This window comes from Sphingobacterium sp. GQ94 (genome assembly GCF_059758715.1).
Genome location: NZ_JCAXEC010000006.1, coordinates 166,667 through 190,536 on the forward strand (window position 1 = coordinate 166,667; position 23,870 = coordinate 190,536).

Consider the following 23,870-nt stretch of genomic DNA (forward strand, 5'->3'; position numbering starts at 1 on the left):
CGTTCCCATCTAACTGAAAAAACCATAAAAACAAACTGAGAAGCAACACACTATTCTAAAAAGATAGAAACCTTACTAAGTAAATATGTCATCTTAATGTCATTTTGATACTGTGTGCGGCTGGGTTATTTTTAATTGGTCTAAATAGATATATTTTTGACCGATTTAAATGATTTCAGCATCAATTCTATATGAAAGTATTATTAATAATAACTTATTCCATTCTGGTGAACCTGACCGCATTACTTGCACAAAGTCCATTTGGCGGGTTGAGTGGTCATGTGTATGATACCAAAGGAAGTCCATTGGAAGGCGTAACGGTAATTTTGGCAGACAGCTTAAAGCAAGACAAATTCACTACCAAGACGAATCAGTTTGGTGAATATACCTTAGCTAACCTATCGCCTGGAAAGTACATTTTGAGGGCAACGTATGTAAGTCACCATTCTCTTGAACAAACAGTTAGTATTTTTACGGGAAAAATGACTAATCAGGAAGTCCAACTAATTCAGGATACCAACTTAAAAGAAATCGTAGTAACCGCCGGTCGCAAACCGGAAAGTATTGACGAGGTTCCTTCTTCGATAAGCGTGTTAAATGAAAAAGATATTCAAGATCAGTTAAGTATCAATTCAACAATTACTTCTATACTTGGAAATACCATTCCAGGATTGGGAACCTCCACCAACAAAGCAACCAACAGTGGACAAACGCTTAGAGGCCGCCAAGTATTGGTCCTTATTGATGGCATTCCACAGTCTACCCCACTCATGAATGGAAGCAGGGACATTAGAACCTTAGATCCGGCAATCATCGAGCGGGTCGAGGTAATTAAAGGAGCTACATCGACATATGGTAACGGATCTGCAGGCGGTATCATCAACTTTATCACAAAAACACCTACAGCTGAAAGACGTTTCGCTGGCAAATCTAGTCTTGGCACTAGAGCGAACTTAACCCATACTGCAAATACGCTGGGATATCGATTTTCACAATTGTTCGAAGGTACTATTGATAAATTTTCTTATGTATTAAGTGGAACTTATGATTATACGGGGGTCCAAAAGGACGCCAAAGGAAATGTGAATGCACAAGGGGATGGGCTAGGTGAAAACGCATTATACAATACGTTTATTAAACTGCGATATAAACCCAATGAGCACAGTGCTTTTGTAGCTTCCTATAATTTGTTTCGAAGCGTTCAAAACAGCGCGTATATAAATGAAGTAGGAAAATATGGTGAATCCCCGTCGGTAGGGATTAAAGGAGAAAATCCTGGAGAACCAGGAGGTACACCTTACAATCATAATGTTTTTATAGCCTATAGCAATAGTAAGCTTCCTTTGCAGACAACACTGGATATTACAGGATATTATAATAGGTTTATTTCAGTTAACCGTTATGTTGAAAAAGGGACAGCTTGGTATGGTCCAGGGCAAACTAAAATTCAATCCTTTAAAAAAGGGGTCCGTTTGAACTTAAACACACCATGGGAATTCAATGAAAACCTAACAGGAGAGATTACCTACGGTCTGGACCTTTTGAATGATAAAACTAATCAAGTATTAACCGATGGCAGGATCTATATTCCGGATATGGATATGGTCAACCTTGCCCCTTATGCTCAATTAAAATTTGATTTTTGGAAAAATCTCGTACTTAAGGGAGGTGTTCGTCATGAAAATGCCAAAGTGAATGTAAAAGATTTTAACACAATAGCCACAGGACCGGGAACTGAGGGTAGTATCGCTGTATCCGGAGGTAAAATACCGTATAAAGCGACTCTGTTTAATGCAGGTTTGCGTTACACAAAATACGACTTGTTTAACCCCTTTGTAAGTTTTTCACAAGGTTTTGCAATTAATGAATTGGGTAGGATTCTAAGAAGGGCTAAAGAAAATACCTTAGAGGCCATTGAGACAGATCCGATCATCACGAACAACTATGAAATAGGTGCAAGTAGCCGCGTTGGTTTATTAAGAATGACCGCCGCTTACTACATTAGTACGTCAAATTTTGGGGCGAACTTAGTGGATGTGGGAGGCTATTTAGTGGCACAACGTGAACCTGAAAGGGTCTCTGGATACGAAATAACAATTGATGCTTTTTTAAATCAAAATTGGACAATTGGCGGAAGTTACTCGTTTGTAGAAGGAAAGGCAGAAACAGAAGATGGAACGAAAGTGTATATGAATGGTCTACGAATAGCGCCACCAAAAGCAACGGCTTATCTTGGTTATCAACCATCTTCCTGGTTTGAGGTAAAATTAAATTGGGTTTATACCTCCGCTAGAGATCGCTTTGAACCTCGTTCAACGGGTCTTTATGCAAACAGTGAAGGTCCGGTCACCTCCGTAAGCTTAATAAATCTATCTGCATTCTATAAAATGAATACTAAATTTTCACTTGGTGCCGGAATCGAGAACTTATTGAATGCCTCGTATTATCCAGTAGTTAGCCAATATAGAGCAATAGATGCGGAATATGTCCGGGGAAATGGAGCTACTATGAACCTAAATTTATTTTATAGTTTTTAAACAATGATAAACAAACTTATCTTTTTCTTACATAAATGGTTGGGCATACTGACGGGTATAATTATCGTAATTGTAAGTCTGAGTGGATGCATTTATGTTTTCGCAGATGAGTTAAAAGAATATTATTACAAAGAGCGTCTGTTTATTACCACCCAACAGGAAAACGCATTACCTCTGAGCGTACTGCGAGACAAAGCGCAAACTGCACTTGGGGAAGCCTACCCCATAACCCGAAGTGACATTTACCCCCAAAGGGACCGTTCATGGATATTCAGGGCCTCAAAAACCAAGCCTCAGGCTATTGGCTATTGGAATTACTATGAGTATTATTACCGGGTGTATATTAATCCCTATACTGGAACTGTGCTCTATGTAGAAGATAGTAAGAATGAGTTTTTTCAACTCGTTTTAAGTTTACACATGAATCTGCTATTGGGTGAACATATTGGTTCCCCGCTGGTAGGTTACAGTGTCGCGGTATTTTTGTTGATCATGATAAGCGGTATTATCCTCTGGTGGCCGAAAACATGGAGCAAGAAAAAAATTAAAGCGGCTTTCGTAATAAAATGGGCGGCCTCAAAAAAAAGAGTTATCTACGATTTGCATAATGTCTTAGGGTTTTATTTCTGGATACCCGTTATGATTCTTGCGCTCACTGGCCTGGTTTATTCATTCAAATGGGTGGATCATACCATTCAGTTCGTATTCAATGGTGCAGAAACTGCAATCGAACGACAAATCCCTAAATCAAATGCTGAGCAAACTATGCCGGGTTTAAATCATTCCTTAGATAAAGGTTTAAGAACTGTTTTGCAGGAACATCCAACGGCTCACATGCTTTCAATTCGTTTTAAATCGGACAAAACCTCTCCTATCGATATCCAGACGCGGCTAAAAGAGGGGCAAACAAGTAAGTTTGCCTGGTACTATTTTGACCGCAAAACAGGCGATATACTCTTAAAATATGGCGATAAAGACCTTAAAGGTGGAGCAAAAATCAGAACAATGAATTTTGATCTGCATGTTGGATCCATTGGGGGCATGAGCACAAAAATTTTAGCTTTTATTGCTTCATTAATCTGTGCAAGTTTACCAATTACGGGATTTTTAATGTGGTACAATAAAATCCAGAAAAAGAAACAAAAACGCTTAAAGAATAAACAAAAATACAATCTGATTCATGCAGAACCGATGAACCTTTAAGCATCCAGGTTATTAAAAACAACATTCCCTTTATAAATCAATGACTCGACGGAAGATACTCTAGAAACAGCCTCTGCCGAGCAACTAGCATCAAGAAAAGCTAAATCGGCTTCATCACCAATTTTTGGCCATTGCTGAACCCCATGATCATCTAATGGCAATGTACCGAGTGTGGCTAATTTTAGTATTCTAGACAAATCAAATTCTGTGGAATACCCATACAGTTGTGCCGCAAGATTAGCTTTTTGCAACACACTTCCTGAACCAAATGTATTCCATTGATCTACAATACTATCATTACCGACCATTACCTTAACTCCATACTTTAATAAAGTTGGAATGGGCATAATTAATCCGCCAATGGGTACCGTTGAGACAATTCCAATTTGAGCAGAGGCTAATTTTTCTGAAACCTCTTGCAGTTTATTTTTTTCAAGTCTCCCTAAAGCAAAACAATGACTTAAATAAGTTTTCCCTTTTAAGCTAGGATTCTCATTTACTTTATCAATTAAATAAGTAATGGTATTTACGCCTGATTCGCCTGATTCATGCAAATGTATATCAATCCCCTTATTGTGATCCAAAGCGAGCTGAATGAGAAAATCCATCGATTTTTCTATAGCACCATCGATTGAAAATGGATCTAGACCGCCAATAAAATCAATATCCATTTTAGCAGCTTCTTTTAGAAAAGGAACAGAATCAGTATAAAAAACACCGTGTTGAGGAAAAGCGACCAACTCAGCCCCAAAGCCATTGCTTTTATTTTCTAAGGCAAGTTGGAGATTTTTAAGAGAATCCAGTCTTGAGGTTGGTTCTATATTCACGTGACTTCGAGCGAAAGAGGTGCCTTTTGACTGCAAGAGCTCAATTATTTTTTCTGCTTTAAAAGTAGAGGTCTTCAACATTTCAGGTAATATTTGTTGTTCCAAGGCAATCATTCCTTTAACACCACCTGTTATTTTTCGTCTAGCTTGCCATTGCTCCCCATAATACGTTTTATCCAAATGAATATGCATGTCTTTAAATGATGGCAGCATGAGCATACCCTTCATATCAATAGCTTGCGGATCAGATTGGTTCTCACTAATATTTTTTATTTTTCCGTGTTGAATTTCTATACAAAAAAGTGCTGTTTTAGTACTAACAATCTCTCCTTTATCGTAGTTAAAGCCAATCTCCAAACGTACATTCTTCAACTTCACATTCATTGAGAGTGCTGTAGTGGGATTTTGAGGCTGCTCCACTTTTATTTTGGATTTGCGCATGGACTCACCCGAAGGCAGTGATAAACCTACTAAACCAAGTGCAGAACTTCTTATAAAATCTTTTCGTGTGGTCTTAAGTAATTTCATGTTATTTTTTTTTCACTCTTTATAGAACGGTCAGAATTCACATCCTGTTGGATCAAAAAGCTGTACACAAAGGTAAATCATATTTCATAAATTAAATTCAAAATTTGAATAACCGATCAGAGAAAACTTTTTGGTCACGAAGACTTAGGGCTATTTTAGTCGAATAAGTTCCCCTTTGCGTTTAACTATGTTTTTATAATCCCATTGAATCTCACTTGATTTTTTCAACCAACGTTTTAGATCTATTTGATTTATCTGATCAGCTGAACGATAATATATAGAAGCATCCTTGAATTTTGCACCCTTTATATTTAATTGTTCTTCCTGAAATCCTGCCCCACTCCAAAACATCAATCGAATACCAGCTTTCTCTTTATTAAAACCAGTTATCGGATTACCTTCGAGAAACCAAACAGGGTGTGCATGCCACACCTTATTTTCTGCATAAGGCAGGTTATCAGAAATTAGTCTGGCTAATAACGCACCTATTTCTTTATCCTGTTCCTCTAAGGAGTTAATGTATTTCTGTACATCATATGAAATCTCATTCTTGATCATAAAATATAAGGTATGATTTGAAAAGTCAAAGTTAACTCCGGTAACTTCTCCTCTTTCAGTTTGAAACATTCTTGCAAAAACAGACAGTCTAGTACGATAAATTAAGTATGTTTAGCGTTAATTACATGCATTAAATGATGTTGGCAATGCCACGCATACATTCCAATATTTATTTTTAGTGAATTTTTTTTATTGCTTTCAGGATTAAAAAATTCCTTTTCCAAATCCCTTTCATTTAAGCTATTCATCAGACTTACCCAACGCACATGTAGGCCTTTCAAAATTTTCAAAGAACTTTCGATAGGGTGGCTTTTTGAGTCTATTAATTCAGCCCATAAATTTTCTGAATATGGTTTTATCGTGGGTGTTTCTTCAGTAAGTGCCAACTTGAATCGAATCAGACTGTTCATGTGGCTATCGGCACAATGATGAACAAGTTGTCTAATTGACCAACCCCCTGGCCTATATTTTTTTTCAAGTTCTTCTTCAGTTAAGTTTTGCACTTGAGTGTCCAAATTGCTTGGGAAAAGTTCAATAACTTTAATCCATTCTTCAATTTTCTCTTTTCCAATATGCAAGGGTTTTTGAAATTTGCCAATTGGGTATTTTAATTTTTCGATATCTGAATTCATGATTTAGGATTAAAGTTCGTGTTGTCGGAAAATATAAACGCCATTAGGTAAATGAATTGAAGATCTAGGTTATTTATTCTTCTTTTTTAATTTCGGTTCAGGTAGTTCACGAACTGATATTCTAACTAACTCACTTAACCATTTACTATCTTCAATTTTGTCTTCAATTAAAAAGTAATTTTTAGCCCCTTTATAAGGCGGGGATTCCGTGACTATTCCGATATATTTTTGTCCAGAACTGGTTGGTTTTATAAATAGTGTATTCTCGCAGATTAGTCCAAATAATTTTTCATCTGCATAAATACCATATTCACCAAACATTTTCCTTGCTGTGATTTTTCCAGATTCCCTTATTTGTCCCAAAACGAAATCCACAAATTCTTTATCAGAGGCCATCAGATATTATTCAGGTTAAAATGAGGATTGTAGATAAAACCTATGATGTTTCCAAACGGATCTTTTACACTTGCGGTTATAATTTCACCTCCGACATGTTTTGGTTTTTCATTTTCGTTTGCTCCCAATTTAAGGAATCGTTCATAAGTCTGGTGAATATCTTCAACCCCCCAATATGAAACGACACTTTCAACTTTATCTAAAGACAAATTCTCTTCTGGTTGAAGTCCTAGTTCGTATCCCATTATATTGAAACCTACATAATAGGGTTCCTTAAAATATGGATCAACTTCAAATGCTTTAGCGTACCATTCTGTAGCTCTTTGAATATCGCCAACTTTATATATGGTGGTTCTTAGTCCTAGCATACTGTTTACTTTTGATCTTTTTCTTGATTCCAGTTTCAATTTCAAATTCCTACTGATCTCTTCTCAGATAATTGAGCCCAAGAGCTCGTTTCTAAAATACAAAAAGAAAATTAAATCCAGAACTCAACAGGTAGGATAAGCTTCGCTTTAAAAAAAACAATCGGCAAAGAGAATTGAAACATTCCATGCTAACTTTTCTTTTGCCCGTAGAATTTTGCGATATTGAGGTAAACTTTAGAAGGGCACCAAGCTAAACAAATTGTCTAGTTCATTCATAAAACAAGGCGATCATTAAAAAAAATACTCCTATGGTAAATATTGAAACCAGAGAAATAAAAATGCGTAAAACGTTTATTGCCCCTATTGAGCTGATCTGGGAAGTTTGGTCTAATCCCAAACATCTCGTGAACTGGTGGGGACCTAATGGTTTTAGCAATACAATCCAAAAAATGGAATTTCTAGAAGCAGGAGAATGGTTAATGACTATGCATGGACCAGATAAAACAGATTTTGTTAATAAGAGCATTTTCAAAGAAATAATTCCTTTCAAAAAAATTGTATTTGAGCATTTCAATCCTCATTTCATTACTACAGTATATTTTCATACGCATACGCAAGGAACAGAAATAGAATGGTCATTGTTATTTGAGAGCACAGAAATGCGTGATACGCTAATAAAAGTACATCAAGCAGATCTGGGTCAGAAACAAAGTTTCGATAAACTTGGGAGTTATCTTTCCAAACTACTATTAAATAAATTTGCTGGGATCTGGGATACCCAGGGACTTATACCTTGCTCAGAAAATAATCCCGCACTAAAAGTAGTTGGGATAGATAAATATGAATGGATCTTAGATGGTTGCTTTTTGCTTCATACGGCAGATGTAATGATTGGCGATGAAAACAATAAGACGCATGAAATTATCGGATATGATCGTATCAATGACCATTTTACGATGCAACATTACGAAAACAAAGGAAATTCTGGGTTTATGAGCGCAACGATTCGAAATGGTATTTGGATATATACCGGAGATAATTTACGGTTTAAGGGCAAATTTAATGGAAAAGAAGATGTCTTTTCAGGGGTTTGGGAACAACGCATAGATCACGAGAAATGGATACATTTAATGGATATAAAACTTTCTAAAAAAATCATCTAAACTTAGTAAAACAGCCTACGAAAATTTTAATGAAATGAAAGATAAAAAATCAATAGCCATAGATATGGATGGAGTTTTAGCCAATAATCAAAGTCACTATCTTAAATACTATTTTGAGGAAACTGGAATTTCGCTTGATCCTTCTGAAATTTATGGCAAACCGGAGTTGTCTTGTTTACCAGGAGTTGGAACCATTCTCCGATACGTGTTAAGTAAAAACTTCTTCCGAACACTACCCGTATCCAAAGATGCAGTCAGAGTTGTTAAAGAGTTGCAGGAGCATTACAATATTTACGTCGTTTCAGCGGCTATGGAATTTCCAGATTCGCTCAATGAAAAATATGAATGGTTAAAAGAACATTTCCCTTTTATTTCCTGGAAAAACATCGTTTTATGTGGAGATAAAAGTGTGATTAATACCGATTATATGCTTGATGATCACATTAAAAATTTGAAAACTTTTAATGGAAAAGGTCTATTATTTAACACTTTTCACAATGTGAACGAATTGGATTTCGAACGATTAATGGACTGGGAACAGGTATATGAATATTTTAAAAATAACTTGAAATAAATAAACATCATCCTTCCCGTCCTAGGTTGGGAATTTCTTAACAAAAAGGAATAGCCGGTCTCCGACTATTTCCGATCTTGAACAATACTTCTTTTGATAAAGTCAATACTATCACGAGGAAATTGGTTGCTCACCCATTGTCTCAATCTATTGTCCTGCTCTTCCTCCAAATTCTCATTTATGGTATATATAAAGGCAATATGCTTTGATGTACTATCCGTACTTATGTAACGGCTTTGAACTCCTAAACTATAATTAGTTACCTCAGGAAATAAAATAGACAGATCGCTTTGAAATCGTCCATTGTCCAACTCATATTGAGCGAGTTTATTGTTAAGTGCTCGAATCGCAAGATCCTTTTCATTAACCGATATATTTCTACGATTTATTTCATCCAGTATACTTGAGCGGATGTCAAGACTATCTTGGCGTATAATTAGTTCAGTATTTTCAATTCCCTGTGATTTCATGGATTGAGAAAGTATCTCGATCTCCCGATTACTGAACTTCTTCGCAAGAAAAGCCAACTCCAACTGCTTGGGTGAGCGGTTCTGCAGAAGACGCTGATAAATGACTGTATAGCCTTTCCCCGTTAATTCTTGTTGAATAAATTGCTCAACCTTATTGGTATATTTTCTTTGCTCCAACATAGTGTAAGCAAAGTATAGGCTTGGAAGGACCAATACAAGAGTGATAATAGTTATGGTCTGCGTAATTCTTTTTTCACGCATTTTATCTACATAATGCATCTTGGGATATCGTAGATATTTAACGATCGCAAACGTTGCCAAGCAGATAAACACACAGTTAATAATGTATAGATACAGTGCCCCGGCGAAATAACTTAAATTACCGATGGCCAACCCATAACCTGCGGTACACAATGGGGGCATTAAAGCGGTAGCAATAGCAACACCAGGTATGGGATTACCTTTGTCCACACGAGTAATTGCGATTACCCCAACAAGACCACCAAAAAATGCAATCAGGACGTCATATATGTTCGGCGAAATCCGGGCTAAAAGTTCAGATTGTGCTTCTTTAAATGGGCTCAAGGTAAAATATAAGAAAGAAACGACAAGCGAGATCCCAGTGGCAATCAAGAGGTTCTTTATCGATGTTTTCAACAATGGGAAATCAAAGGTTCCCAATGCAAAACCCGCCCCAACAATGGGGCCCATTAGAGGCGAAACTAACATCGCGCCAATGATGACGGCAGTCGAATTAACATTTAAACCAATGGATGCTATTACTATAGCACATGCTAGAATCCAAGCATTTGCTCCTCGGAATGAAATGTTGCTAACAACACTATCCAACACGGTTTCCTTCTTATCTTCTCCACGGTGAAGATCGAAGAAACGTAAAAGTTTTATCATCATAGTTTCATAACCATATCATTAACAACAGGATTCGTTATCCTTTTTACGAATATCCCTTAAAGAACGGATCACAATATCTCCCTTATCCAAAGCCGCATTGCAGTCTCATTAAAGGTGGTCGCCCGTATCGATGAACAACAATACTCGCATCAGTTCTATGATGAGAACTGAGGAATCTGAGTCTTAAATGAATACTCATTCTTTTCAATAAGGTCCATCCGTAAAATCTTGCTGAATGGAAATATAACAAAAATTCTTAAAAAAACCGTAAGAATCCGAACCCAAAACATCTTGCCACATTAGAACTGAACGATAGGATTACCTCAGAGCTCAACAAGTTTGCCATAAAGACGAAAGGTCCATATACATCGCCAATGACTAAATTAGCATTCATCCTGTAACTCATTGGATGATTTTTACGTATGTTATTATAAGCAACCATTAATTATCCTTAAATTATTATCATTATGTACATTAAAAAATTACTTTCTCTGTTCATTCTCCTGTGTATATCCTTAGGCTGTCTGGCTCAAATACAATGGACTATTAAAGCTGGATTAAATTATTCCAATGTAATTACCAAAGACCAGGACGGAAATAAAGCAAATACCTCCACCATGCCAGGAATATATCTGGGAATAGGTCCCAATATTTCCTTATCTGATCAATTTGCTGTTCATCCTAGGCTTGTATTTGCAAAACGAGGGTTTAAACAAGAAGGTTCATCCCATATTGGTTTAGGTAATGATTTTGAAGCTAAGACTTCTTATATCGAGGTCCCTGTTGAATTAGTATATAATCCTAAAATTGGTCCTGGTAATCTGTTACTTGGAGCTGGTCCTTATGTTGGTTACGGAACCAGCGGGAAATGGACAACAAGTGCTCCTGTAGTAATCGGGGATATTCTAATTGATGGAGAAGGAGATATTTCTTTTCAAAACGATGCATCCTATGCATCAGATATGAATACGTATGTATATGCAAAACCGTGGGATTATGGAGTACATCTCAACATTGGATATTCCCTTTTTAATCAGTATTCCTTATCTTTTGACATGCAATATGGGATTGCTGATTTACAACCAGATTGGGCAGATTATACCTCAAAAAATACAATACGGAACAAGTCGTATGGCTTATCCGTGGGGTATAGGTTTTAGAATACACCACTGGATCAAAATACAATTTTCACAGGATCAAGTTATCCAATTTGATTAGTTTTGTTGAATTATCCAATTTATAAACTTTAATGGTCAATAACCCTTTGAAAATAATAGCTATTTCAGATACACATGGGCAGCATAATTTCTTAAAGCTCTCCAAAGGAGATATGATAATTCATGCTGGAGATATAAGTAGGTCAGGATTGCCTCAGGAAATTCACAAATTTTTACAGTGGTATGGTGGGTTGGAATTCAGATACAAAATATTCATTGCGGGAAATCACGATTTTTATTTTGAAAAAAAACATAACGATGATCTTACTCAAATTATTCCCCCAGGGATAATCTATTTAAACGACTCTGGGGTTGAAATAGAGGGGATAAAAATATGGGGTTCGCCAATTACGCCATGGTTCCACGATTGGGCCTTTAATCGGGACCGAGGAAATGAAATAAAAAAACATTGGGATTTAATTCCTGATGATACAGACATATTAATTACGCACGGACCGCCTTCTGGAGTATTAGATAAAACGATTTACGGGATACAAACAGGATGTGAAGAGCTAATGATACGGATTGAGCAAGTAAAACCAAAATATCATATTTTCGGGCATATTCACGAAGATTACGGACGGTTTATCAAAGGAAAAACAACCTTTATAAACGCTAGTGTTTTGGATCAGCAATATGAGATGAGCAATAAACCAGTAGAAGTAGTATATGGAAATTTTACTAGTGAATATTCCCAATTCGAGAATCCTCAGGATAATTGAAAAAGGATGCTAAGCTCAAGAAGACGACGAATAAACGTCAGTAAAGGCGTAATAAAAAGATAGATTTAACTTAATATACATAGAAGGTAGCGTTCGTAAATTTGATCTTCATTGGAATTTTATTGGTCGCAATTAGCATGTTAATTTGTCATTAACACACCTATCTATTTGCGAAAAAGCTTCTGATATTTGAATTAACAATTAATATTAAAAGCTATGAAAAACACAAAAAAAGTAGATGAATTCATCTCTAAACTTGAACACCCATTGAAAAAAGAGCTCGAGGCAGTCAGGTCTATAATTGTTGATGCAAGCCCTAAAATAGAAGAAGATGTAAAATGGGGAGGCCCCAGCTTCTCATATAAAGAAGAGTTTGCCACATTCAACCCCAGAATCAAAAACTATGTTGCGCTGATTTTTCACAAAGGACAATTGCTTAATATCAAATCGGACTTTCTTGAAACTGCCCCAAAAGGAAAAGTTTACGCAAAGTTTTATTCCATGGATCAAGTTATAGCAAACAAAGAACTTATTGAAAAAATGGTCAATGATTGGATTGAACTAATGGATCATGAAAACTAATGTGAAAAACAGTAAATGTGTATTTTACTCAGGTGATAAGTACCCTTGTTAAGGTCAGGTGCTTACAGGTGGTTAATTTCACGCATCACTCTTTTGGTAAAAGGGTCGCAGTAACACAAATAAAATTCATAAAGTTCTTCAGCCGAGTATGCCTTTTCAATTTCAGCTCTCAACCTTGCTTTAGCTCTGTTTAACCTAACTTTTACATTTGTTTCACTAATCTCGAGCAAGGCTGAGGTCTCAGACACACTCAGTCCGTTTATTTCTCGAAGAGAAAACACCAAGCGATAATCTTCAGGAATTTTTGACAGAGTTTTCTCAATGATATGCCCTAATTCACGACTGTAAATTTCTTTCTGTGTGTCATTATTTGAATTGCTAAACATTGGCGTTATATTTTCATTGATGATCTCATTTGCAAATTCATTTTTGAAGCTGAGTTTTCGCTTTTTACGGTAGCAGTTGTTTAGCATTATTTTGATGATCCAGGTTTTAAATCCTGAACGTTGCCCAAATTGAGATAAGCTTTTGAAAGTATCGATATAAGTATCCTGCATCAAATCTTGGGTGTCTTCATGATTGTAGTTATAAGATCTTCCAATTTTGTATAAACAGGAATTAAACCGCCTTAGAATAATTTCGTAAAGCGGTTTCTCTCCATTTAAAATACGATTGATAATTTCAACTTCAGTCAGTTGTTCAAATTGCTTCATTGTTGATCACCCACAATTCTTGATATCTTGGCCATTGAAAGAGCTGCAATTGCCATTACTAAATCACGTACAGCTATGTCCAAATAATTAAATCCAAGCAATAAGGTTAATGCGATAAGCGTTAGCCAAGCCGAAACAACATAACCACCTATTTCAGCTTTCATCAGAACAAGAATACCGGCTATAATTTCAATAACACCTACAATCATCATAAATACCGAAGTGGAAACCGGTAATAGGTTCTCAATTGACGGATTAATGTACTGCTCCCAATCGGTCAACAAGTTGGTAAACTTGTCCACGCCAGCGACTATAGGAACAATGACAAATGTGAACCGTAATAAGTTAAATACGTGGGTTAGCGAACGATTTCTAATTTTATTTTCCATTTTTTACCTTTTAAACGATGTATATCCTATTAGGGTAAATGACAAATGGAAAGGTTACAATGTTTGAAAAAAATAAATCTTTTCATCAGATACCCAATCGACCTCCTAAGCGGAGTAAGTCGATCCTGGTTTCCTGTTTTTTGTATATATAGGCATGCTTGAACGTTGATACTTTCTGTTCCTATACTTTAAATACTTTTCCTTTCAAAATTGCAGATGCTATTTGTCCGCAGTGATGAGAATTGTGAAAAAGGGTAATTGAAAAGAGCTTTATTCTTGAAATATTACCAAACCAAGTAGTTTCTATATCTTCGAGCCATTCTTTGTCAGATGTTTCGTTCACTAATTTCTCAAGAGTACTGTAACCGGTTTCAAAATACATACGGCTTATTTCTAGGTCGTATTGCTTTCCGGTATCTTTTTGCCCCATTGTTGTTCCTTCTACCCTTGTTTCGTAACCAAAAAACTGCCCAATTAAATTTGTTGTTTCGACGAGATGTCTGTAAATAAACCCAACTGAAGCAGTCTCTTCTGTTAAACGAAAATCAATATTTTCTTTTTCTATTTTTTTGCAGAAATGAGAACAGTCCTTCCGGTTTTGTTCTAACATTTCGAGTAATATTTCTTTTTGCATTTCCTTTGTTTTTAGTTTACCTTTTTTTTGTTTTTAAAACTGTATCCAATTTTTTCAATTTGCTGTCCCAGAATTCATCAAAATAGTTTATCCAATTTCTAATTTCATTGAACCCTTGCTGATTCAAAACGCAATAGCGCTCCCTACCTATTTCTTTAATCGTTACAAAACCTGCAATTTGCAGTATTTTGATATGCTTTGAAACAGCAGGTCTACTCATTTCAAAATTCTCAGATAAACTATTAATATTGTAACTATCTCTGGTAAGCAATTGTAGTATATGCCTCCTACTCGGGTCGGCTATTACCTGAAAAGTATCAAGATTTGGTATGGCCATACATTATTCGTTTAAAATGGTTTTTGTCAGCCTTAAGGTTAAGAAGATAATTTCTTCTTAACTGGCCAAAGTCATGATTTATTGAGAAAAAAACTGAAATTTGAGTTCACCCTCAATTAATAAACAGCTTTTATTCTTGTTTCACTTTGCAATTAGTTAGTGGCTTTTGCCATCCATGTGATTGTACATTTTCTGAATATTTTTTTCCCAACCCTCCATCATTCCATTGAAGATAGCAATATTTTCTTCTTTGAAACCTGAGTGTTTCAAGAATAACTTGGTTCCATTTTCATGAGACTTTAATGTCCACTCAACAGATGTGTTAAGTGAAAACATACCATTGCCAGAACCACCTTTCCAGCTATAAATAAGTTTTTGAAAAGGAACAATTTCAAGAACCTTACAATAAAATATGCCATCCAAATTAAGACTTGGAATCGGTTTGGTCTGGAATTGAAATTCGTATCCGAGAATTGCTTTGAAGTTATTCGGCATTAGCCAGAGAGCGATTAAGTCCGATTGTGTGAGATATTCCCAAACTTCTTCTGGAGTATGCTCATAAATCCACTGCTGTTTAATTTCTGTTTTCATAATGAATCGACTTTGAAAATATAAATATAAGAGTAACCTGTGGGTTACACAAGTTTTTTTTATATACATTAGAGTACATAAACACCTTAAGATATTTTTATAACTCATACGCATCTGAATTAAACAGATGGTGTTTAATTCAGATGCGCTCGCTTTCTCGAGAAATTCGGTCATCTCTTCCAATCCTGCAATTCCACAAGAGTAAGAAACGAGATTTCCATATTACCTTGCGGAATAAAACTATATGTAACCGGAGCTAAATCCTTTAGAATAGAAATATTGTAACGGTCGCCACTCCTATATATCATTAGCACAGCCTACAAACGAGGAACATCTTTAGCATTCTGTGGATACTTCAAACAGAACTGGTTAGTCAAAGTCTTGTCATAGAGGGGCGCTATTCTTCGTTGGAGAGTATTAAAAAAAAATACCATTGCCCAACTAGTACATAATTCTGTTTTTATTAAGTTTTCAAAAGCTTCTGTTCCAAAATGCTATGGTGAGGTAGGTCTAAGCTGATATTTAGTTTGAACCGAATCGACATTTAACTTTGAAAAAAGACTTTTCATTGAAACTGGGTCTATTACATCCATATCGATTAGTTTCAAGGATTTTATCATATGTGGGGTTGATGTTTTATACTTTATAAAGTGTGGTGTTTTAAGATGCAATTGATAAGCTTCCAAATTAGCGTACATTTCCAAGATCCTAATCTGATGCGGCCTTTCCTTTTCATACATTGGAAAGATTGCAATAACGCCAGATTCCAATCTAACCGAAGCCTCTGCTTCCTCTTTCAAAATCGTATTATACTCCTCTAGAAATTCAGGGTATACCTCAATCTCTGAGATGCGAACCAACATATCGTTTTGTTGTGATAAAGCATTTTTCCAAGGAAAAAGTATCAAAGCAATCAGTACCAGAAGCGACTTAATTTTATGTATCGTCTTATCTCGATTAACTTGTCTGAGTATCATTTCTGTCATTATTTAATTTGAACTTTTAAATAGGTTTAATTCTGGAATATTCTTTTTTGGGGAATAAGCTGCGCCATTTGCGCATTTTCAATTATTATTAATAATATACTGTTTTTCTCAATCAACCCGTTTCCGCAGAACTTTAAAATGAAACAGGAAATCTAGAACAAGGTTTTCAGCTTTTTCAAAAAACACCTAATAAATTATTGGAATAATAACAGACGGGGTTCGTCGGGCGGATACAACAAACGGAAGTTTAGGACACTGAACATAATCGATGATTACAACAGGCAGGTGATCGCCGTAGAGGTTGCCCACAGTATGCCGGCAACCACCGTGACCGGATTATTGGAACGGATCATCAAAGAGCATGGCAAACCCTTGCGTTTCCGTACAGATAATGGACCGGAGTTTATCAGTAGGGAATTCCGGGACTGGTGTGCCAATAAAGGAATAGACATACAATTTATCCAGCCTGGCAGGCCGATGCAAAATGGGTATATCGAGCGGTTCAACCGCACATTCAGAGAAAATATACTGGACGCCTATCTGTTCGAGAGTACCACGCAGGTCCAGATCCTTGCAGAGGAATGGATGCAGGATTATAATTATAGCAGGCCCCATGAAGCATTGGGGGGCAAAACGCCCATGGAATACCGTGCCCTGCCGGCGGCATGTTGTTATTAGGGCAACTTTAAAAAGACTGAACTAATAACAACAACTATTTTTATATTTGAATAATCGCCCGGATGCTAGTCCGAAAATAGGGAGGGTTACAATAATAATCGTTACCACAGCAAAAAAGGTAAGATAATTAGGCATAATTTTTAGACCTTTCAAATTCGAGTCGTTTGCTAAGCTAAGCATTGTCTTATTTTTCATTTCACGGATGGTCAGGTCTTACATTTGCTGCTAACGGTTAGGCTATAAGTAGTTGCGTGGGTTTGCATTTAACTTTGCATGTACACACCAAACTGTAAATCCGCAAGGGTTTTCAGAAGTAGGCGAGAACAAGCAATTACTTATAGCCATTGTTGTGTGCAGTTTTTTTATTCCGCAATTCTTTTCTTTAAGTCCATTCTTTCGCGCAATATTCTCGTTATCTCAACATAATTTTCGTTTAAAGTTCTGTAGAATATTATATGTCGATTTGCTTTTATTCCGAGAAGTTGCTCTGATATTCCTTCGTAGTTTTTTCCTACATCTGGATTTTCAGCAATTTCCTGACAGTTAGAAATCAGCCCATCGTAATACTTGTCAGCTTGTTGTTCCGACCAAACTTCAAATGTATAATCCCAAATCTTTGACAAATCCTCGACAGCTTTGTTGGTCAGTTTATATTCAGCCATTCGAGTGCTTTTTCGATTTTAGAGATTTAAGATGTTTTTTGGGGTCAAAATCGTGTGCTATTCCACTGTCAATTCCTTCTTGAATTGCGGTTTTTAGAGCAATCACTTTACTTTCTTCCTCTTCCAAAAGTCTTAATCCAGCACGTATGACTTCGCTAACATTTTTGAATCTTCCTTTGCTGATACTATTTTGAACGAATTGGTCAAAATAATTCCCGAGTGATATTGATGTGTTTTTGTTCATTTTGATTAAAATTTACTCAAATATACCAAAAATTGGTATTAAAGCGAAATTTTTCTCAAATTGCACACAACGTGTTTGTGTATGATTTCGTTGCGTGTTTCAGCAACTAAATTAGTAAACTAAAACGAACCAGAGGAAATTCCGCAGGAATTTCCAAGTAGGCTAGAACTAGCAATGAATTATACACGTTGTTATGTGCATACTGGATTCAATAGTAATGCTTTTCAGAAAATCGTCCATACCATAGTAATAAATATCCATTCCACAGTCCTTTGTTTCACCCCAAATTTGCATTGTAACAAATAAACAAGAAAAAATGAAAACTACAGTTCCATTAAAATTAGTGCTCCTAGTTTTTTACTAGGATTTACAACTCAAACATTTTCAAAAACTAAAAACACAAACATTATGAACAGTACCAAAAATGAAACAATCGGATTATTAGTAATTATGAAAGCAAAGCCAGGAAAAGAGCAAGACGTTAAAAACTTTTTGCTTGGTGGATTAGCACTAGTCAATCAAGAACCCCAAACAGTATCTTGGTTTGCCTTTCAGATAGACAGTAAAACTTTTGGTATCTATGATACCTTTGAAGTAGAAGAAGGTAGGCAAGCTCATTTAACAGGCGAAGTTGCAAAGGCATTATTAGCAAATGCAGGTGATTTGTTAGAAGATTTTGATCCTAGTACAGATATTCAACCAACAGATGTATTGGCATCTAATCATAAGTCCGGATTGCAAAACAATGGCTTACTTGTTATTATGAAATCTAAAGAAGCAAAGACAGCAGATGTCGAAAATTTTCTTAATGTTGGAAAACAATTAGTAAGTGATGAGCCAAAGACTTTATCTTGGTATGCTATAAAAATAGATGCAACTACTTATGCAATCTTTGATACCTTTGCAGATGATTCAGGTAGAGATGCTCATTTAACAGGTAAAGTTGCTGCAGCACTTATGGAAAATGCTCCTGTTCTTTTAGAAGGTTTCCAAGCAACTGCAATTCAAAAAATAGATATTATAGCTTCCAAATAATTTATATCTTTAGAAAGGAGTGTAAAACACTCCTTTCTTTTTATATGTAATATTAAATAAAGAAATATATTCTTATGGCTCAAATTATTATAGATAAACAAAATGGTGAATTAGCCTTTAGACTAGAAAGGTTTGAAAATCTTAATCAATTTGATCATTTACAAAGAAAAAATTATTATTCTATTATTTTACTTAACGCAAGCAACTATAAGTTAAGTGTAGACCTTTCTAATTATGAACTGCAAGGTTATCAAATGATTTGCTTGTCGCCTTATCAACCATTTATGATTTCTTCTGAAGAACGTTGTCAAGGCTGGTTATTAAATTTTCACCCTGACTTTTTTTGTACATATCGTCATCAAAATGAAATTGAAACAGAAGGCGTTCTTTTTAACAACTTTCATGGATTACCACATTTTCAAATTTCTGAAGAAGGGCTGCTTTTTAATCTCATAGACCAAATTTCTAAAGAGATGGATAGAGATTCTATTGCTCAACATGAAGTTCTTGTGGCTTTTTTAAAGGTATTTTTGATAGAAGCAGTGAGACAGAAAAAACAATTCGATAAAGAGATAGTTCCAAAATTTTCTGATGGTCAATCAGAAATCCTACAAAATTTAGTAGATTCTATTGAGAAAAATTATTGTGAATTACATTCTCCGAAAGATTATGCAGATGTTTTGTGTGTTAGTACAAAAACATTGGCAGGGATTGTAAAAAAATATTTACAGCAAACACCTAGCGATTTAATTTCTAATAGAATTGTTATAGCGGCTAAACGAGAGCTATATTTAACATCAAAACCTTTGAAACAGATTGCAGCTGAACTTGGTTATTATGATGAATTTTATTTTAGTCGATTTTTTAAGAAAAAAGTAGGTGTTTCTCCAGATAATTACAGAAAGACAGTAGGTTTCGCCAAACTAGAAAGGCTATAATTATCAGGTGGTCTTAAGTTGCACATAACGTTCAGTGTATGAAACGTAGCGTATAAAAATACGATAATTTTCAGATTAGCAATTAGCCAAATCTTTGATTTGGAACGGGATTCTAAATAGTTTAGCCCAAATCAAAGATTTGGCGGACTTGGCAAAAAGGCACAGACCTTTGGATTTAGCGCAAACCAGCTATGTTTTATACACGGTGTTAGCGACCGTATTTGCTCTGCGCTCTGTTTTATTTTCATTTATCGGTCAGTTTAATTTATTTTGGGCAACTGGCTCAAGTCCGACGTTTTGATTTTATTTCTCCAAACCGGCTCAAGTCCGACGTTGTGATTCCGTCCACACGAGTAAAATCCGACGTTGTTATTTTTTGCTTGTCTGGCTCAAATCCGACGTTGCTATTTGAAGTCAGATTTTTTGATTTCAGATTTGGTTCGGTTTTCTATTTCAGATTCCAGATTCGGTCAGTTTTTCAATTCCAGAGTTATTTTTTTCGGCAAACGTGTTTTTGGAATTTTGTCCTTAAAAACCAAAAAAAATTCCGACTTTCATTTCGCAAAATTTCCGCTGTTTTTGATTTTAGATTTGGTTTGGATTTTTATTTCTTTTTTGATTCCTTCCACATTTTTAAGAGTCAGTTTGGTTTTGTTTTTTCAATTTCGGCGAGATTTTTTTTATATGGTCGCTAACTAGTGTATATGCACACCAGGTGCGTATACATTTGCTTTAACTGTCACGTATTTCAGGTTGGACAGTTCAGAACTACCCACTAGATCCCGGCAGTTGGTTTGTTTATTCTTCATATGCTCAGTTATTCGAAAAAAACTTTTTAAAGATATAATTTTAACTAATGTTCAAGCTATCAAGTGGACTTTTTATCTGACTGATATGTTTAGTGCTTACATGGGTATATATTTCAGTTGTTTTAGAACTGCTATGCCCCAAAAGCTGCTGGATGTAACGAATATCAGTTCCCGCTTCCAATAGATGAGTTGCAAAGCTGTGTCTTAACCAATGTAGCGTTGGCTTTCTAGTGATGTGAGCCTTTTGACAGGCCTGGTGAAGAATTTTTCTTAATGATCCGTTGCTATACTCATCCCCATACTGTCCTTCAAAGAGATAGTTTTTCGGCTTAAAAGCTTGGTAGTACTCTCGCAGTTTCTCCAGGAGTTTATTAGAAAGCATCACCGTTCGGTCTTTTGAACCTTTGGCCTGCCGTATCCGCCCTACTAACCCCGTCTGTTTTCACACCTAGCGTGTTTTTACCTTTGTTTTCTTAAACACATACTATGGGAAAGAGAGATAAAATGTTCAGTTTGGTCGAGCGTTGGCGTGATTCAGGTCTCAGCAGAGAAGTATTCAGCCAGCAGAATGATATAAAAGTCAGCACATTGGCTTATTGGATCTCCAAAAAGAAGGAGGTGGAAATGGCTGCATCTGGTCGTTTTGTTCGCTTACAACCACCAAGCTTTGATTCGGGTTACGAGATTACCTACCCCAATGGAGTGAAACTTTGTGTAAAAAGCGCCGACTTGGCCACTCTCTCCCAATTGCTGAAGCTCTAGATGTTCGGTCTGAGCAGTTCGCATTTTTACTACCTGTACAGCCGGCCTTGTGACATGCGTAAAAGTTTTGACGGGCTTTGCGGGCTTGTCTCTGGAGAGCTAGGCCGGAATGCCACCAGTGGAGAAGTATTCGTTTTTCTAAATAAGAGACGCACCCATATGAAGTTGCTGCATTGGCAGAACGGTGGCTTTGTGCTGTATTATAAACGCCTTGAAAAAGGCACGTTCACAGCCCCTGCTCCGGGTAGTAAAAACCAGAACATTAGCTGGGCCGATCTGGTGCTGATGATCGAGGGGATACAGGTTCAGAAGAGTATTCAAAAAGTGCGCTACAGGCTGTAAAGAGGTCATTTTTAATGAACAAAAGTAATCTTTTTTCTTGTTCAGAAACGGTCTTTTACGTATCTTTCACGTATGGAAACGGCACTGGAAAACCTGTCAAAACAAGAGCTGATCGACCTGCTGATGAAGCGGAAGGCTGCCGATGGGGAGCAGGAAATCCTGGGGCTGAAAAAAGAAAAACTACACCTGGAACAAGAACTCGCTTATTATAAAGCCCAGGTGGAAATGTACAAGCGGATGCAGTTTGGCCAGAAACGTGAGCGCTTTGAAGGTGATGCGTCCCAGTTGCCTTTGCCTTTTGAACCATCCCCGCAGCAGCAGTTAGAGCAGGAGGAAGTGATCAAAGAGAAGATCACCTATGAACGCAAAAGACAATCGGAAAAGAAAGGCGGCCGTGCAGCGTTGCCTTCGCACCTTCCGGTTCAAGAAGTGGAGATATATCCAGAAGGCGACCTTTCAGAAATGGTTTGTATCGGCAAAGACATTACCGAGGAACTGGAGTGTGAGCCAGCCCGTTTTTTCATCAAACGTTACATCCGTTATAAATACACCAACAAACAAAAAGAGGGCGTTATTATCGGAGAGCTGCCGGAACGTGTCATCGATAAAGGCATTCCAGGTTCCGGACTCTTGAGCAGCATCTTGGTAGACAAGTATGTCGACCATCTGCCACTTTACCGCCAGAAACAACGCTTCTCAAGGGAAAATATCCCCATTGCCTCTTCTACTTTGGAAGGTTGGACAAAAAAAGCACTCGGGCGGCTCGAGCCGCTTTATGAACAGTTGCTGTTCGACACCCGATCTAAAGGATACCTGCAAGCAGACGAAACACCGATAAAAGTACTGGAAAGCACCAAAAAGGGGGCCTGCCACCAAGGTTACTATTGGGTGTACCATTGTCCGTTGGATAAAACCGTGCTCTTTGATTACCAGCCAACACGTGGCGCCATCGCCGCAGTAAATGTATTGCAAAACTTTCAGGGTTATCTTCAAAGTGACGGATATCCGGTGTACACTAAAATCGGCGCACGAAAAGGAGTAACACACCTCGCTTGCTGGGCACATGCAAGAAGGGAAATGGAGCGTTCGCTGGACAATGATCCCAAACGAGCGGGAACTGCCATGCTCTTGATCCAAAAGTTGTATGCGGTGGAAAGGGAAGCGCGGGAAAACGGGCTGGACGCCAACGCTAGAAAAGAACTTCGACTTACTAAATCGCTACCCGTGTTGAATCAATTAGGCAAATGGATCACTGGGGAAGTAAAAAACACCTTGCCTAAAAGCCAGATCGGAAAGGCCATGCAATACTGCATTGCTCGATGGGATGCTTTGAGCGTCTACTTGCACGATGGGGAACTAGAAATTGATAATAATTTGGTCGAAAATGCCCTCAGGCCCCTCACTTTGGGTCGGAAGAACTACATGTTCGCCGGAACACATGAGGCTGCCCAGCGTGCGGCCATGATCTATTCTTTCCTTGCCATATGCAAGAAGCATGAAGTAAGCCCTTACCAATGGCTAAAATATGCCTTGGAAAATATCATGGTTATTAACCATAAAAACATCAAAGACCTCTATCCGCAGAACTTTAAAATGAAACAGGAAATCTAGAACAAGGTTTTCAGCTTTTTCAAAAAACACCTAATAAATTATTGGAATAATAACAGACCGGGTTCGTCGGGCGGATACACTGGGACTAAACAGCGCATTATCAAAAATATTATTAACAAAAAAACAGATATTAAAATAATAAAGATGAACTTTATAGACAAAAGGGTTTCTATCAAACAGGCAATTGATATATTGACACAAAATGGTATCCATGTTGACGAAGACGAAGCTACTTTAATATTAGACTTTCTCTATCTAATATCAAAGAATCACAAAGAGCCAAAGAAGGTGGAAACACCAGAACCTTAAGAGGATATCGAACTGCTTGAAAAACACTCTAAACAGAAGACAGCGGCAGTTTTTCAGAAGATTCAAGGCTAAAGTTCACGCAAATTTTGAATCTGAAATTCGAACTATAAATGACAGGATCCCAACAGTCTGTGTCACAGA

At 36.8% G+C, this 23,870-nt stretch carries 29 protein-coding genes; 14 read left to right on the forward strand and 15 right to left on the reverse strand.

Going from position 1 to position 23,870, the window contains the following annotated elements:
- Positions 1 to 191: 191 nt before the first annotated feature.
- Both AC6CHH_RS08050 and AC6CHH_RS08055 read left to right on the forward strand, forming a co-directional pair.
- Positions 192 to 2,537, forward strand: coding sequence for a TonB-dependent receptor (locus tag AC6CHH_RS08050; protein WP_498281609.1), 2,346 nt, complete (start codon positions 192 to 194; stop codon positions 2,535 to 2,537).
- Positions 2,538 to 2,540: 3 nt separating this feature from the next.
- On the forward strand, positions 2,541 to 3,740 hold the full coding sequence (locus tag AC6CHH_RS08055; RefSeq protein ID WP_498281610.1) for a PepSY-associated TM helix domain-containing protein: 1,200 nt from the start codon (positions 2,541 to 2,543) through the stop codon (positions 3,738 to 3,740).
- Here AC6CHH_RS08055 and AC6CHH_RS08060 read toward each other — a convergent pair.
- The 5 genes from AC6CHH_RS08060 to AC6CHH_RS08080 form a co-directional block, all read right to left on the reverse strand.
- A complete protein-coding gene (locus tag AC6CHH_RS08060; protein ID WP_498281612.1) occupies positions 3,737 to 5,095 on the reverse strand; it encodes an amidohydrolase in 1,359 nt (452 codons plus the stop codon). The two genes, AC6CHH_RS08055 and AC6CHH_RS08060, sit on opposite strands and share 4 nt — an antisense overlap.
- A 150-nt stretch (positions 5,096 to 5,245) precedes the next feature.
- Positions 5,246 to 5,722, reverse strand: a complete 477-nt coding sequence (locus AC6CHH_RS08065) for a DUF1801 domain-containing protein (protein WP_498281614.1) — start codon at positions 5,720 to 5,722, stop codon at positions 5,246 to 5,248.
- 32 nt (positions 5,723 to 5,754) lie between these two features.
- Complete coding sequence (locus tag AC6CHH_RS08070) at positions 5,755 to 6,285, reverse strand: YfiT family bacillithiol transferase (RefSeq protein WP_498281616.1); 531 nt, start codon at positions 6,283 to 6,285, stop codon at positions 5,755 to 5,757.
- A 69-nt stretch (positions 6,286 to 6,354) separates the two neighbouring features.
- Positions 6,355 to 6,681 carry a TfoX/Sxy family protein gene (locus tag AC6CHH_RS08075; RefSeq protein WP_498281618.1) on the reverse strand — a complete coding sequence of 109 codons (327 nt, stop codon included), beginning with the start codon at positions 6,679 to 6,681 and terminating at the stop codon, positions 6,355 to 6,357.
- Complete coding sequence (locus AC6CHH_RS08080) at positions 6,681 to 7,049, reverse strand: VOC family protein (RefSeq protein WP_498281620.1); 369 nt, start codon at positions 7,047 to 7,049, stop codon at positions 6,681 to 6,683. The genes AC6CHH_RS08075 and AC6CHH_RS08080 overlap by 1 nt, the downstream gene beginning before the upstream one ends.
- A 308-nt stretch (positions 7,050 to 7,357) precedes the next feature.
- On the opposite strand from AC6CHH_RS08080, the gene AC6CHH_RS08085 reads away from it, so the two are divergent.
- Entirely contained in the window at positions 7,358 to 8,212 is an 855-nt protein-coding gene (locus AC6CHH_RS08085; protein ID WP_498281622.1) for an SRPBCC domain-containing protein, read from the forward strand.
- 34 nt (positions 8,213 to 8,246) lie between these two features.
- Positions 8,247 to 8,786, forward strand: coding sequence for a 5' nucleotidase, NT5C type (locus AC6CHH_RS08090; protein ID WP_498281624.1), 540 nt, complete (start codon positions 8,247 to 8,249; stop codon positions 8,784 to 8,786).
- Between the two features lie 65 nt (positions 8,787 to 8,851).
- Here AC6CHH_RS08090 and AC6CHH_RS08095 read toward each other — a convergent pair whose 3' ends face one another.
- A complete protein-coding gene (locus AC6CHH_RS08095; RefSeq protein ID WP_498281626.1) occupies positions 8,852 to 10,168 on the reverse strand; it encodes a DUF389 domain-containing protein in 1,317 nt (438 codons plus the stop codon).
- Positions 10,169 to 10,635: 467 nt separating this feature from the next.
- Between AC6CHH_RS08095 and AC6CHH_RS08100 the strand changes: the two genes are divergently transcribed.
- The 3 genes from AC6CHH_RS08100 (at position 10,636) to AC6CHH_RS08110 (ending at position 12,689) form a co-directional block, all read left to right on the forward strand.
- A complete protein-coding gene (locus AC6CHH_RS08100) occupies positions 10,636 to 11,328 on the forward strand; it encodes a porin family protein (protein WP_498281628.1) in 693 nt (230 codons plus the stop codon).
- A gap of 89 nt (positions 11,329 to 11,417) precedes the next feature.
- The gene (locus AC6CHH_RS08105; protein ID WP_498281630.1) at positions 11,418 to 12,107 is read left to right on the forward strand and encodes a metallophosphatase domain-containing protein; all 690 of its coding nucleotides are present in this window, start codon (positions 11,418 to 11,420) and stop codon (positions 12,105 to 12,107) included.
- A gap of 216 nt (positions 12,108 to 12,323) precedes the next feature.
- Positions 12,324 to 12,689 carry a DUF1801 domain-containing protein gene (locus AC6CHH_RS08110; protein WP_498281632.1) on the forward strand — a complete coding sequence of 122 codons (366 nt, stop codon included), beginning with the start codon at positions 12,324 to 12,326 and terminating at the stop codon, positions 12,687 to 12,689.
- A gap of 62 nt (positions 12,690 to 12,751) precedes the next feature.
- Here AC6CHH_RS08110 and AC6CHH_RS08115 read toward each other — a convergent pair whose 3' ends face one another.
- The 6 genes from AC6CHH_RS08115 to AC6CHH_RS08140 all read right to left on the reverse strand — a co-directional run bounded on the left by AC6CHH_RS08115 (position 12,752) and on the right by AC6CHH_RS08140 (position 16,330).
- Positions 12,752 to 13,402: a sigma-70 family RNA polymerase sigma factor gene (locus tag AC6CHH_RS08115; protein ID WP_498281634.1), complete on the reverse strand. Its 651-nt coding sequence runs from the start codon at positions 13,400 to 13,402 to the stop codon at positions 12,752 to 12,754.
- Positions 13,399 to 13,791: a hypothetical protein gene (locus tag AC6CHH_RS08120; protein ID WP_498281636.1), complete on the reverse strand. Its 393-nt coding sequence runs from the start codon at positions 13,789 to 13,791 to the stop codon at positions 13,399 to 13,401. The genes AC6CHH_RS08115 and AC6CHH_RS08120 overlap by 4 nt, the downstream gene beginning before the upstream one ends.
- A 181-nt stretch (positions 13,792 to 13,972) precedes the next feature.
- Positions 13,973 to 14,425, reverse strand: coding sequence for a DinB family protein (locus tag AC6CHH_RS08125; protein ID WP_498281638.1), 453 nt, complete (start codon positions 14,423 to 14,425; stop codon positions 13,973 to 13,975).
- A gap of 16 nt (positions 14,426 to 14,441) precedes the next feature.
- Positions 14,442 to 14,762, reverse strand: a complete 321-nt coding sequence (locus AC6CHH_RS08130; protein ID WP_498281640.1) for an ArsR/SmtB family transcription factor — start codon at positions 14,760 to 14,762, stop codon at positions 14,442 to 14,444.
- Positions 14,763 to 14,918: 156 nt separating this feature from the next.
- A complete protein-coding gene (locus tag AC6CHH_RS08135; protein ID WP_498281641.1) occupies positions 14,919 to 15,353 on the reverse strand; it encodes an SRPBCC family protein in 435 nt (144 codons plus the stop codon).
- 494 nt (positions 15,354 to 15,847) lie between these two features.
- Complete coding sequence (locus AC6CHH_RS08140) at positions 15,848 to 16,330, reverse strand: putative quinol monooxygenase (RefSeq protein WP_498281643.1); 483 nt, start codon at positions 16,328 to 16,330, stop codon at positions 15,848 to 15,850.
- A 198-nt stretch (positions 16,331 to 16,528) separates the two neighbouring features.
- Here AC6CHH_RS08140 and AC6CHH_RS08145 point away from each other — a divergent pair, with 198 nt between their 5' ends.
- Complete coding sequence (locus AC6CHH_RS08145) at positions 16,529 to 17,017, forward strand: integrase core domain-containing protein (RefSeq protein ID WP_498281661.1); 489 nt, start codon at positions 16,529 to 16,531, stop codon at positions 17,015 to 17,017.
- A 362-nt stretch (positions 17,018 to 17,379) separates the two neighbouring features.
- Here the strand turns inward: AC6CHH_RS08145 and AC6CHH_RS08150 are convergent, their stop codons facing one another.
- A complete protein-coding gene (locus tag AC6CHH_RS08150) occupies positions 17,380 to 17,679 on the reverse strand; it encodes a type II toxin-antitoxin system RelE/ParE family toxin (RefSeq protein WP_498281645.1) in 300 nt (99 codons plus the stop codon).
- Complete coding sequence (locus tag AC6CHH_RS08155; protein WP_498281647.1) at positions 17,672 to 17,923, reverse strand: type II toxin-antitoxin system ParD family antitoxin; 252 nt, start codon at positions 17,921 to 17,923, stop codon at positions 17,672 to 17,674. Before AC6CHH_RS08155 ends, AC6CHH_RS08150 begins: the two co-directional genes overlap by 8 nt.
- 408 nt (positions 17,924 to 18,331) lie before the next feature.
- On the opposite strand from AC6CHH_RS08155, the gene AC6CHH_RS08160 reads away from it, so the two are divergent.
- The 3 genes from AC6CHH_RS08160 to AC6CHH_RS08170 all read left to right on the forward strand — a co-directional run bounded on the left by AC6CHH_RS08160 (position 18,332) and on the right by AC6CHH_RS08170 (position 20,197).
- Positions 18,332 to 18,958: a putative quinol monooxygenase gene (locus AC6CHH_RS08160; RefSeq protein ID WP_177195722.1), complete on the forward strand. Its 627-nt coding sequence runs from the start codon at positions 18,332 to 18,334 to the stop codon at positions 18,956 to 18,958.
- A gap of 74 nt (positions 18,959 to 19,032) precedes the next feature.
- A complete protein-coding gene (locus AC6CHH_RS08165; RefSeq protein ID WP_498281649.1) occupies positions 19,033 to 19,896 on the forward strand; it encodes a helix-turn-helix domain-containing protein in 864 nt (287 codons plus the stop codon).
- A 94-nt stretch (positions 19,897 to 19,990) separates the two neighbouring features.
- On the forward strand, positions 19,991 to 20,197 hold the full coding sequence (locus AC6CHH_RS08170) for a hypothetical protein (RefSeq protein ID WP_498281651.1): 207 nt from the start codon (positions 19,991 to 19,993) through the stop codon (positions 20,195 to 20,197).
- A gap of 548 nt (positions 20,198 to 20,745) precedes the next feature.
- On the opposite strand, the gene AC6CHH_RS08175 is transcribed toward AC6CHH_RS08170, so the two are convergent.
- Entirely contained in the window at positions 20,746 to 21,123 is a 378-nt protein-coding gene (locus AC6CHH_RS08175; RefSeq protein WP_498281663.1) for a tyrosine-type recombinase/integrase, read from the reverse strand.
- 68 nt (positions 21,124 to 21,191) lie between these two features.
- On the opposite strand from AC6CHH_RS08175, the gene tnpA reads away from it, so the two are divergent.
- From tnpA to tnpC, 3 genes are all read left to right on the forward strand, one after another.
- The gene (gene tnpA / locus AC6CHH_RS08180) at positions 21,192 to 21,467 is read left to right on the forward strand and encodes an IS66 family insertion sequence element accessory protein TnpA (protein ID WP_498281653.1); all 276 of its coding nucleotides are present in this window, start codon (positions 21,192 to 21,194) and stop codon (positions 21,465 to 21,467) included.
- Positions 21,468 to 21,809 carry an IS66 family insertion sequence element accessory protein TnpB gene (gene tnpB, locus AC6CHH_RS08185; protein WP_498281655.1) on the forward strand — a complete coding sequence of 114 codons (342 nt, stop codon included), beginning with the start codon at positions 21,468 to 21,470 and terminating at the stop codon, positions 21,807 to 21,809.
- 72 nt (positions 21,810 to 21,881) lie between these two features.
- Positions 21,882 to 23,420 (forward strand): IS66 family transposase, encoded by a 1,539-nt coding sequence (tnpC, locus tag AC6CHH_RS08190; RefSeq protein WP_498281657.1) that lies wholly within the window; start codon positions 21,882 to 21,884, stop codon positions 23,418 to 23,420.
- The last annotated feature ends 450 nt before the right edge of the window (positions 23,421 to 23,870 follow it).